This is a genomic window from Nanhaiella sioensis (assembly GCF_046557775.1).
Taxonomy (GTDB): Bacteria; Bacillota; Bacilli; order Bacillales; family SM2101; genus Nanhaiella; species Nanhaiella sioensis.
Genome location: NZ_JBKAEG010000001.1, coordinates 1,503,607 through 1,515,619, shown reverse-complemented (window position 1 = coordinate 1,515,619; position 12,013 = coordinate 1,503,607). Strand labels below are relative to the sequence as shown.

The window sequence follows — 12,013 nt, the reverse complement described above, 5'->3', positions numbered from 1 at the left end:
ACTTTGAGGAGAAAATTAGTGGTTTATTATAATTGCGTATTTTACGAACTTGCTAGTAAAAACAGAGCGGTAACTTCCTATTAAAAATCTTTGCTGAATTGATTAGATGTTAATGTCATAAGGTTTTCAAACTGCATGTATAGGATTCAAATATACACCTTCACTTCTAGATCTGTTTTTCCGTTGTAACACCTTCTACCGTAGATCATAAAATAATAGCAACAATGTGCTCTAAACGGAGGTGAAAGCATGCAAATTAGCCTTTGTATGATTGTAAAGAATGAAGAGGAAGTATTAGATAATTGTTTATCTTCTATAGCCGAATTAATGGATGAAATTATAATTGTTGATACTGGATCATCTGATAGAACGAAGGAAATAGCAATGAAATATACTGATAAAATTTATGACTTTGAATGGATAGATGACTTCTCAAAGGCTCGAAATTACTCCTTCTCAAAAGCTACGAAAGATTATATTATGTGGCTTGATGCTGATGATATTGTACCTAATGAAAGTCAACTTAAAATTGCTGAAATAAAGAAAAACCTGTTGGAGCTTAACCCTGATGCGATCATGATGCCTTACCAATATAGCTTTGACTCAGAGGGAAGACCGATCTTAACAATCTATCGTAATCGGATAGTGAAGAAGGAATGTAATTTTAAATGGCATGGATATGTTCATGAGGAAATTCAAGTTTCAGGTAAAGTATTTAAAGCAAATATTATTATTCAGCATAAAAAAGTTCGAACAAAATCAGATCGCAACATAAAAATATACGAAAAAGTCATTGCAGAAAAGAAAACGTTACCTCCGAGGGATGTGCTTCATTATGCAAATGAATGCTTAGATCATCAACAATTTGATCAAGCCATTGAATTATTCGTCTCCTTTTTAGCCACAGAAAATCAGGCTAAAGATTTTCGTAACTATGCATGTTGGAAGCTTGCGGATACTTATATTAGTCTAAAAGATTATGAAAAGGCAATTGAGTATTGTTTAACATCTTTTACAATTGATTCTCCGAGAGCAGAAATGTGTTGTAGATTAGCATATTGTTTTCAAATAAAAAACGAAATAACTCAGGCGATAAGCTGGTATAAAATAGCTACTAATCTTGATATCCCAGAATTAGAGGATCGTGTAACAATCTTTCAGGAACCTTGTTACACATGGCTTCCTCACCTTGAGTTGTGTAGCTGCTATATTCATTTAAAGGATTATCAAAACGCGAAATTGCATAACGACTTGGCAGCAAACTATATACCTGACAGTTCTGTAGTAAAGGAGTATAATCAGTTTTTTCATAAAATAACTAATCATAATAATTGAATATTTGTTGATGAATACAGATGTGTACTTTGCCTGTTTGCGCAATGGAGAAATAAATATGTACTCACTGTATAGTTTTGTGACACTTTTTTTTCTATAAAATGATAATATCCGCCTAATACATCATTTTTCTGTTGTCATTTAGTAAGGCTATTTTCTCATTAACTGTTGTTTTTTCATATTAAGAGGTAGACACGTATACAACTAGAGTTCATGACACCTTTTTTTCTCAAAAGACTATAAAAAACATTTAATACACATCAATTATTCAAATGTAAATAAAAAAGCAACAAAGTGTCCGAAAAGAGCCTTTACTTTAGAATGGAATATCGTTGTGTTTCATTTTCTGTAATGTAAGATATTAAGCCTCTCACAATTAGCCGGCATCAGTTAATTGTAGGAGGCTTCTTATTAGTTTAATTATTCTATGGTGGTACAGTTGTACAAAAACCTTTTTCAACAATACGCCATGGTTCCATGATAATAAGAAGGTAATACTTAATGTGTTTTTTAGTAGAAAAAAAATGATAAATAAATAGTTATAATTTCAAAGTATTACAAAAAATACAATAAATATAATTCATTAGAACTATTTTTTGTTATTAAAATGCAGAAAACTCTAAAAACTAATATATTTGAACTATTTAAAAACTTTAGAATACTATTGTATAATAGCGATTGCAGACGACAATTTTCTTCAATTATTACCATTTGTACATAACTAAAAATAAGTTTTAGAGAAAAAGAGAGGGGAATGCATATGAAAAAGAAGCTAGTTTCAGCTGTTTCAGCAACAGCACTAACACTGTCTTTACTTACACCTTCTTTGAGTGGGGCTCAAGTGAGCGCAGCTTCGAAAGATTGGAATGCTGAGAGATATGGTGATGTTTTAGATATCGGAGCAAAATTACGAGCACAAGCTGAGGATGAAGGCTTTTTAAAAAAGGCTAGAGAAGAAATTGCTGCTCAAGTTGATAACATTAATTTAAACGGTGAGGAAGTAGATGCAGAAAATTCTTCTGAAGGTACTTTTTCATTTGATGGTGGTACTAAATATTTCCTAAACCAAGATTTACAATTGAAAACATTTACTCTCCGCAGTGTCGGCGAAAATGTAGAAGTATGGGTTGCAGATGACCTTTCTTTCCCAGAGGGAGACCCAAGACCAGCTCACGTAGTTACTCAGGAACAAGTTGATAAATTACGAGACGAATTTGATAATAATATTTATCCAGTAGAAACAGAGTTTTTCGGACAATCAGACTTTTTAACTGGAGAGCAAGCTCAATTACCAGCAATTCTTGATTTACCTGAAGATTATTATCTATCTGAAGAAGGTAAAAACATCATGTTAGTGGATAACATCGTTGATGAAAACTTCAATGATCCAGACTATCCATTTTTTACTGCAGGGTTTTATTATTCTCTATTTGAAACATATATTGACCGTAATATTATAACAATTGATACGTTAGATTGGGAAAATAGATTAGATGGTTTCCTAGGAACGGTTGCGCATGAATATCAACATTTAATTCATGATGATAATGATAGTGATGAAGAGAACTGGATCAATGAGGGTATGTCTGATTATGCAGAGTACTTAACTGGTTATGGTCATCCGATGGGTCATGTTAATTATTTCTTAGATCACCCAGAAAATTCACTTGTAGAGTGGGATGAGTTTCTAGCAGCTGGCATGGCTCCAGAAACGTTAGCAGATTACGGTCAAGCGTATTTACTACAGCTTTACTTAAGTGAACAATTTGGACAAGAGTTTATTCAAGAGTTAATCAAAGATGAAGATAATGGTATAGAAAGTGTAAACAACCAATTGTCAGCATTTAATACAGGTATTGATTTTCCTGAACTATTTAGTAGATTTAACACAGCATTAGTTATTGATAGCGCCCAACCAGGTGATGGAATCTATGAATTTGAAAGCATTGATCTACAGGTGAACTTTGAATCTGCAGCTGCTTTCGAAAAGGATGGTGTTCCAGCGTGGGGAGGAAACTTCAAAGTTATTGAATTAGATGATAAGATTCGTACAATTAACTTTGATGGAATTGATTTCCTTCCGATTCCTTGGGAAGTAGCTCAAGATCCATTAGGGTCAGGTAATGAAGTATTATGGGCAAGCGAAGGTGATGAAGCAGATAATTTTATCGTTTTAGAAGCTGACCTTAGCAATGTAAACGAAGCAACGTTGCAATTCGATAATTATATTGATATTGAAGAACAATGGGACTTTGGGATTGTACAAGTTTCAACTGATGGTGGCGAAAATTGGACAAGCCTAGCAAATGAAAATACTCGTTCGGATATCGTAACAGAAGGTTATCCAAAGATTAAAGAAAATCTTCCAGGATTTACTGGGCATTATGATGATTGGCAAAAAGAAACATTTGATCTTTCTGATTACGCTGGTCAAGAGATTTTAGTTGCTTTCCGCTATATGACTGACTGGGGATACAATGATTCAGGTTGGTTCATTGATAATATCGAAATACCAGAAATCGACTATGTTCATGATGGAAACTCATTAGATGGTTTAAAATCAATCAATGAAGTAAAAGGACAATATGTTGATTATGCTGTAACGTTCATTAATGAAAGAGCTGTTGGTAAAGATGGCAAGAATAAAAAGTATAAAGTTGTCAATGTAGAACCATTTAATGTAAATGACGAAGATGCATTAGAATTACGTCAATTATTTAAAGACGGTAAAAACTATATGATCATCTGGTATGCACCACCTGCTGGTACAAAAGGTTTCGTTGATTTCACATACGAAATTATTACGAAAAGTGATTCAAAAAAAGACAAAAACGGTAACTAGAGTTTGTACCATGTAAATAAAAAGAACTAAGCGCAACGCTTAGTTCTTTTTGTTTTTATCAAGGTTATGTTCTTCTATACATACCAACTAAAGTGTATAGGATTTTCTTACCTTTACATCTATATCAATCATTATATAAAGCCTTTGACATACATCGAACAAAAACGAGCAAGAAACAAGGAAAGGTAAAGGAAGGAATACTTAGGGTAACTGGAATATGTCGATCAAGTACAAATAGTCAATTGAGTGTGATCAGAGTTGAAAGATCGTAAAACACCAGTAAGGCGGAAATGAATGCACTTCGCGTAAGCGCTACATATAATATAGGGATGATTAATATAAGTAACGAAATAGCATTTGTTTCAAATCCAATGCCTCTATCCGCTTTTTTTAATATGTAAGACTTGAGAGTTTGGAGAGATTTTGTAGCCTTCTTTATAATATAGTGTGTTGATTTTACAATCCTTGCCGATTTCTACATTATTCCCTTCAACAACATCAATTTCTGCATGAGAAAGATTAATATATTCCCCTTTAATAAACTTGCTTACTAGTTTTTTCTTAATTAAGGGGATAGTTTTTCTATCTCGTTCCACAATTATTTCTTCAGCAATTAACTTATTTATATGACTTTTGGCTGATAGTTTGATGTGAAATTGCTTTGCAAATAACTCTTTTGCAAACACGACTCCTTTACATTTCATTTCGTCTGTTTGAAGTTTTTGATCAATTGTAACACTGCCTGAGCTTACAATCTTTTGTGCTTTTCCATTCATAATATGTAAATTGCCCATATTCTCTATTTCAGCTATTTCAAAATTCCCTTTTATTACACAAGAACCCGCATTTTTTAAGAGATCAGCAACAATTTTTGAGTGAAATGAGCTAGATCCATGTGATGATATTACTTTAACGTTTACATCCTGAAGAATAGTAACAGAACCGCGAATATTTAACTTTTCTAGTTGGGCGTCTAAGTCTTTTAATTTGCCACTCGTAACAGTAAGTTGCTTATCCTTCTGTTCCTTGTTCATAGTTCACACCACCAATGATTTTGTTAATATTTATGTAAATAACTATCTATGTAACTGTAGAATTTATTTTAACATAGTGTACTCATTCTATCGATCGTTCTATAAATTTATGATAATTTTATAAGGCTATTATCTTAAACTTTGTTTTAAAAATGGACAGTAAGATAAGTCTTATAAGATATTATAATTATTAAAAGAAAAGATGCCACGAACCATAGATGTATACGTGTTTAAATTTTAGAACGAAAAGCAACAATAAATGCGAAAACAGCTTTTAATAAAGACCAAAGTATAAAGTATTGATAAGTTTTTCCCTCTCGTCACATTCATAGTCGAATGGACGACTTTCATGAATATTTATAGGAGGAAATCATGCATATTAGGAACTATACTTCAAAGGACGAAGCAGGTTGGGTAAGGTGTAGAGTATTATCATTTTTGGACACAGCTTACTTTGATAATGTAATAAGGGAAAAAGAGACGTACAACAACCCTGTAATTGAACTTGTGGCAGTAAAACAAGGTCAAATTGTTGGATTAATAGACATTGAGTACGAATTGGTGGAAAGGACAGTATGTTCAAGAGGAGTCGGTTTAGGAGGAATGATTTGGCATATAGCTGTTCATCCTGATTTTCGTAGGAACGGTATTGGTAATTTACTATTATGTGAGGCAGAGAAGATAGCGATAGAAAAAGGCTTAAATCGCTTAGAAGCATGGACTAGGGATGACCCTTGGGTGCATAAATGGTACAAAAAAAATCAGTTTATAGATGTAGAATCTTATTTGCATGTGTATATTGATGGTAGTCTAGAAATGAAAGATACATTAACAGCTAAAGTGCCAGCATTACACCTTGTTCAAGCTTTTTCCCATTATAATGGTGATAATAAAGACAATATAAAAGCAAAGTACAAAAGAGTTCATGAATGTACTTGCTTTGAAAAAAATCTTATTGATCATATATAATTAGTAATAAATTTGCAAACATCGTATTACATAATAAAGGAGAACGGGTGATAACAATGAACGGTCAACAAAGGTCAAACATTAAACGAGGGCTTGAAGTAGAGATTGTGTTAAAAAAAGATCAAATGACTGGAGCACTAACTAGAGGTATTGTAAAAGATATTCTAACAAACTCACCTCATCACCCCCATGGTATTAAAGTAAGGTTAATTGATGGTCAAGTTGGTAGGGTGCAGAGAATTTTGTAAAAATAGACTGTTTTCACAGGGATTGTTTTCAACTAATGTATGTGGTAGTTGTTCAACTTAGTAACGATGGAATATCCATAAACCGTCGTCTAGTATAGTATAAATAGCAATAATATATTAAGTTAACTGGATGATACTTCTATACTATTGCAATTTCAACTATTGCTTATAAATCCTGTTTATAAACAATTCCTTCTTCTAAGTATATCTTTAATAGGGTAAGTGCTTCTCCCCAACCTGTTGCACACCCTATACATGCCTTGAGGTCTTTATCCGATTTAGCATAACCAGTCTCTGTGAGGTCAATCAATGTGCCTTCTTTATATGGCTCTAACTTAAGAGTGACTGTAGTGTGTGTTGTTCCTGGTGACCATTGAAAAACAAATTTTTTATTAGGTATACTCTCAACTATTTTTCCACCATCTTCAAGGTTTGCATTTTCAATTCCGAAATTACTCCATTTGAACCGAATATCACCTGTACCATCCGCATTCATATGTAAAGATGTTTGGTCTGTAAACCATGCATTCCAGCCATCAGCAGAAGTAATCGTTTTATATACTACTTCTTTTGGACTTTTAATATATGTTTTATGGTGAATTGTTAACACTGTTCAAGCACTCCCCTCTGTTATTAATCTATAGTATTACATTAACATAAATTGTTAATAAGTTATTCATTTCTTGTGAATCATTACAGTTTTCTCTTTGTTTGTAACAAAAATGAAAGTGTATTGAAATCTACTTTGCTAAGAATTTTGGTAGAATACAGTAACAGCGGTCAGTTTTGGCTATATGGCTTAGCAATAAATACATCGGAGGAATGTCATGACTGTAGAACAACAATTAATTAATAAGTCTTATTACGAGACTTTTATGGGAGATTATCAATCAAGTTATCCTATTCGTGTGCTTGGTGAGCTTTTTGTTAACGAGCAGCAACGTGAACAGCCTGAGTTATCCTTTATTAGGTACGCTCAAGGGGAGGTTTACTACTTAAGTAATGATTACGAAGCAGCCATTTTTAAATGGGAAAAGGTTGAAAATGAGCTTAAACCTTGGGCTCAGAAAAATATTGCAGATGCATACCTTGAATTACAGATGTATGCTGAGGCTGAGCATGTTTATTCTTCAATTATAACAACCTCTAATACACTTACTTCAGAAATTTCTTTAAAGTTACATACTCTTTATATTGACCAAGGAAATACACAGTTAGCGAATAAAGCTATTAGAGATGCTGTTGCATTTAACCCAGATTATTCGAATGTAACGAAGTTAGCTCAAAATTATTTTGAGGAACAAGAAGATTATTTTAGCATGATTGAGCTTGCAAAAAATGAAGCAGTACGATTAGGATCAATCGAGTGGTATAACACTTTAATGATATACATAGATGAAGGTTGGGCAAAATCAATAAACCCCGATCTTTTTAAAGAACCTTTGCTTATTTTGTACCAAATTGATTTATCTCATTTTGAGTCAATGGTCCAATCACTTTGGATGAGCTATAAAGACGAGGAATACTATTTTGCTTGGATTACAGTGATTAATGAGATATTAGTTGGAGAGGATGATGAAGACAACAAACTTCGTAAGTGGGAGAAGTTAAGTGAACTATATAAGAAATCATATATAGATTTTCTGCATGGGCCATATTCAATTAAAGAGTTAGCTAAACTTGTCCCTATCTATTTGCACGTATGGAAACATATTACACCTGATAATGAAGCAATGTTTGTGTCTGCAGCGATCTTATCTTGGAATGAGGTTTTTAATGGTGACATCCCAATTGATATTGCTCGACAATGTGAACAACACGTTTTAACAGATCATCTGTATGAGAACGGACTTGAGGATAGTTTAACTTTATTTGATGACATCTTAACTTGGTCAGACCAACACTCGTTACATGTAGGTAATCGTTTGAAGTGGCTTGTAAACGAACTAACAAGTTTACAAACACAACGTGTGCTAATTGCAAGTGCATTTGAAAATGGGAAAGCTACTTTTATCAATTCCTTGGTAGGGGATCATGTTTTAGCAGAGAACCGATCTACACCTTTTGTCGTATTTAACAATGGAGAGAAGAAGGAAATCAAAGAGGTTTTGGATTCGGCTGTAAAAGAAATTTCAAGTTTAAGTGAATTTCATCAAACGCTTTCTTTTGGTTCGATTGACACGAATACCATCTTTGATTTTAAGCTACCATCAACATTTCTACAACAACATCAAATAACAATGATGAATACGCCAGGCTTCTTAAGTCATAACCAAATGTTGTTGAAATATCTACCACTTGCAGATTCATTAATTTTTGTTCTTGATAGTAGCAACATTTTGACAGAAAAAGAGGTGGAATTGTTAATTAAGCTACAAGAAAGGAATCCATCTTTACCTGTGCATTTTGTTTCAATGACAGTAGAAAGGGATTATTATAAGGATATTCATGAAGAAACGATAGCGGATACTAAGGCTATCATTCACAAGTATTTCCCCAATGCTCGAATTTTCTCATACACGAAACATGAAATGAACAAATCGAACTTTAATGAATTAGCGAACGCGGTGAAATCAGGTTTAACTAATAAAAAGCTCATGCATGAACGTACGAAAAAGATTCTCTATTATATTCGAGAAACGATTACTTATATTTTGCAAAAACGCATTGAGAATGAACAAGCGTTAACGAATGAAATACAATCACAAGAAGAAATGGTATCGAAGCTAAATGGGGCAATTAACCAATTAAGTGATATAGAGAAAGAAAAAGTACAAGTGATTATAAATATGTTCAGATCGCGTAAAGAAGAGTATAGAGCAGAATTGGAAGACAATATTCCAAGAATATTAAAAGAATGTTCAAATATAATTAGTGAGCTTAGTGATTTAGGCACGATCCACCATCAAATTAATGAAGAAATGAACATGAGGATACAACAATATATTGAACAAACAACTTTACCTAAATTACGCAATTCCATTGAACAATGGGTTGAAATGTCGGGAGAAGTACTACGAGATAGTCAGGAATTTTTAACTGAAATGAGTGTTGAATTTAATAAAATATATGAAGAAGAAAAAGTGAAATTAGAATGCGACTTCAAATTATTAGATGATTGGCGAAGAGATGCTAATAGATTGGCAGTAAAAACAAATTTTACAAAGCAGAATATCTTTTTAAGACGAACTCCTTCTCAGATGATGCTAAAGAGTGCTGGAAAGTTGTTTGGAATGCTGCAGCCAAATAATGAAATGATATATAATAAGTACAAAAGTTTTGTTGAAAATGAAGATTACCTTGATGTAACTGATGCCTTTACAAATCAATTGCTAGAAAGGTTCAATTGGTTTGAACAATCATTAGCAGAGGATATATCATCTTTCTTTACACAACCGCATCGAGTGTTAGATGATAGTTTACAAGAGATGAAACAAGAAATTGACCAAAACACTGAAACGTTAATGAATATGAGATCAAATCCGCAATTAGTAGATGACCCTGTATCGTTATTTACTTTAAGACATAAACTACAGGAATGGTTAATAAAAAATAAATAAAATGATTGATGGGTGCTACTGATCGTTTTTAGATTTATACTAAAACGTAACATAAGTGTTATTGGCAGGGCGATTTTTGTGAATATAGCTGCTATTAATAAATGAGAACTGAAAACTGTAACTTTATACAGTTGTCAATCTTACCGAAAAACTATAATCAATGTGAAAACAGTGATAGAAAAAGAGGGTACTTTGTTTGTAAAAAAATAAGGACTACAAAAAATAAGTATAGCAAAGGAGTTACAATGACAAGTAAAAAAGAAATCGGATGGAGCCTAGATCATAGTTATGCTCGTTTACCGAAGTCATTCTTCTCTAGTTTAAGCTTAAACCCTGTACGATCACCTAAGTTAATAATACTTAACGAGCAAGTTGCAGCTACACTAGGGTTGAACGTCCAGGAACTACAAAGTGAAGAAGGGCTCGCGATATTTGCTGGTAATGATGTTCCTGAAGGTGCTCAGCCTATTGCACAAGCTTATGCAGGACACCAATTTGGGCACTTTACTATGCTGGGGGATGGTCGGGCTTTACTAATAGGCGAACAGCATACACCTCAAGGTGAGCTTGTTGATATTCAGCTAAAAGGTTCAGGTAAGACAACATATTCCCGTGGTGGTGATGGTCGTGCAGCTCTTGGACCAATGCTCCGTGAATATATTATTAGTGAGGCGATGCATGCTCTAAATATCCCCACTACACGTAGTTTGGCAGTAGTAACAACTGGTGAGCCAGTTATACGTGAAACGGATTTAGCAGGTGCTATATTAACTCGTATCGCTGCCAGTCATATCCGTGTTGGTACCTTTCAATACGTTCGGAATGGATGTACAGTTGAAGAACTCAAAATACTAGCAGATTATACTTTGGATCGGCATTTTCCTGATGTCAGTGCCGATGAAAATCGATACGTTGCACTACTTCAGGAAGTAATCGAGCGCCAAGCTTCACTTATTGCTAAATGGCAGCTTGTTGGCTTTATCCATGGAGTAATGAATACTGATAACACAACGATTAGCGGAGAAACGATCGATTATGGTCCTTGTGCCTTTATGGATCATTATGATGAAGCTACGGTGTTCAGTTCGATTGATACACAAGGACGCTATGCTTTTGGTAATCAACCAATGATAGGCGGATGGAATCTCGCAAGGTTTGCTGAATCTTTGTTGCCCCTACTACATGTTAAAGAGAAACAAGCAATTGACATCGCTCAGGAAAAGATTTCAGCATATAATGATTTATTTTATAGTCATTGGCTTTCAGGTATGAGAGCAAAGCTTGGGCTATTTAATGAAGAGGAACAGGATGAAATTCTTATTAAAGATCTTTTAAAGATGATGCAAGAGAACCGTGCTGATTATACGAATACATTCCGTGCATTAACTTTTGATACTTTACAGGATACAGTGATGTTTAAGACAGGGGAATTTGTTACTTGGTATGAAAGGTGGCAAGCGAGGTTAGAAAGGCAACTAGAATCGAGCGCTGCATCGAAACAGTTGATGAAGGGTAATAATCCTGCAATCATCCCCCGCAATCATCGGGTAGAGGATGCGCTTGATGCAGCAGTGGAAAGAGGAGATTATAGCGTGATGCAGCGACTACTACACGTCCTTTCGAACCCATACGACCACACTTCGGAACAGATTGAATATAGCACACCACCAGACCCATCAGTCAAACCATACCGAACGTTTTGTGGTACATGATTGGGTGGCGAAATCGGTTTTGATATTAAAACCTCAATAAAACTTAAAAAAGTTCCACTAATAAGTGTCGAAAATCTCATATTAGTGGAACTTTTAAAAGGTTCTGCCGTCTGGCAAATATGTTATTAAATTACAAATATGTATCTGTATCTTGCTTATCTTGTAGTAAACAAAAAACGGGACCATCTTAAATCCTAAGCTGTCCATAGATGAAGTAATAAACACTATAATAGAACAAGGTTTTAATTGGAAACAGTGGACATATCAAAGAATCATGTCTTTATCCAGAAATTAATCAGTGTTTTACGAAAAG

8 protein-coding genes are annotated in these 12,013 nt (G+C 33.9%); 6 read left to right on the top strand and 2 right to left on the bottom strand.

The window, feature by feature from the left end:
* Nucleotides 1–249 precede the first annotated feature (249 nt).
* Nucleotides 250–1,335 (top strand): tetratricopeptide repeat-containing glycosyltransferase family 2 protein, encoded by a 1,086-nt coding sequence (locus V1503_RS06955; RefSeq protein WP_410625830.1) that lies wholly within the window; start codon nt 250–252, stop codon nt 1,333–1,335.
* A 760-nt stretch (nt 1,336–2,095) separates the two neighbouring features.
* Entirely contained in the window at nt 2,096–4,177 is a 2,082-nt protein-coding gene (locus V1503_RS06950; RefSeq protein WP_410625828.1) for a choice-of-anchor J domain-containing protein, read from the top strand.
* Between the two features lie 377 nt (nt 4,178–4,554).
* Here the strand turns inward: V1503_RS06950 and V1503_RS06945 are convergent, their stop codons facing one another.
* Complete coding sequence (locus tag V1503_RS06945; RefSeq protein ID WP_410625826.1) at nt 4,555–5,211, bottom strand: hypothetical protein; 657 nt, start codon at nt 5,209–5,211, stop codon at nt 4,555–4,557.
* Between the two features lie 372 nt (nt 5,212–5,583).
* On the opposite strand from V1503_RS06945, the gene V1503_RS06940 reads away from it, so the two are divergent.
* Both V1503_RS06940 and V1503_RS06935 read left to right on the top strand, forming a co-directional pair.
* Entirely contained in the window at nt 5,584–6,180 is a 597-nt protein-coding gene (locus V1503_RS06940; protein ID WP_410625824.1) for a GNAT family N-acetyltransferase, read from the top strand.
* Nucleotides 6,181–6,236: 56 nt separating this feature from the next.
* Nucleotides 6,237–6,428 (top strand): YwbE family protein, encoded by a 192-nt coding sequence (locus V1503_RS06935; protein WP_214480569.1) that lies wholly within the window; start codon nt 6,237–6,239, stop codon nt 6,426–6,428.
* Between the two features lie 166 nt (nt 6,429–6,594).
* On the opposite strand, the gene V1503_RS06930 is transcribed toward V1503_RS06935, so the two are convergent.
* Nucleotides 6,595–7,038 carry an SRPBCC family protein gene (locus V1503_RS06930; protein ID WP_410625821.1) on the bottom strand — a complete coding sequence of 148 codons (444 nt, stop codon included), beginning with the start codon at nt 7,036–7,038 and terminating at the stop codon, nt 6,595–6,597.
* Between the two features lie 217 nt (nt 7,039–7,255).
* On the opposite strand from V1503_RS06930, the gene V1503_RS06925 reads away from it, so the two are divergent.
* Both V1503_RS06925 and V1503_RS06920 read left to right on the top strand, forming a co-directional pair.
* Nucleotides 7,256–9,988 (top strand): GTP-binding protein, encoded by a 2,733-nt coding sequence (locus V1503_RS06925; RefSeq protein WP_410625819.1) that lies wholly within the window; start codon nt 7,256–7,258, stop codon nt 9,986–9,988.
* A 245-nt stretch (nt 9,989–10,233) separates the two neighbouring features.
* The gene (locus tag V1503_RS06920) at nt 10,234–11,700 is read left to right on the top strand and encodes a protein adenylyltransferase SelO (protein WP_410625817.1); all 1,467 of its coding nucleotides are present in this window, start codon (nt 10,234–10,236) and stop codon (nt 11,698–11,700) included.
* Nucleotides 11,701–12,013: the final 313 nt, after the last annotated feature.

Coding starts and splice junctions, on each gene's coding strand:
- V1503_RS06955 (WP_410625830.1), top strand. CDS start 250: ATGCAAATTAGCCTTTGTATGATTGTAAAGAATGAAGAGGAAGTATTA.
- V1503_RS06950 (WP_410625828.1), top strand. CDS start 2,096: ATGAAAAAGAAGCTAGTTTCAGCTGTTTCAGCAACAGCACTAACACTG.
- V1503_RS06945 (WP_410625826.1), bottom strand. CDS start 5,211: ATGAACAAGGAACAGAAGGATAAGCAACTTACTGTTACGAGTGGCAAA.
- V1503_RS06940 (WP_410625824.1), top strand. CDS start 5,584: ATGCATATTAGGAACTATACTTCAAAGGACGAAGCAGGTTGGGTAAGG.
- V1503_RS06935 (WP_214480569.1), top strand. CDS start 6,237: ATGAACGGTCAACAAAGGTCAAACATTAAACGAGGGCTTGAAGTAGAG.
- V1503_RS06925 (WP_410625819.1), top strand. CDS start 7,256: ATGACTGTAGAACAACAATTAATTAATAAGTCTTATTACGAGACTTTT.
- V1503_RS06920 (WP_410625817.1), top strand. CDS start 10,234: ATGACAAGTAAAAAAGAAATCGGATGGAGCCTAGATCATAGTTATGCT.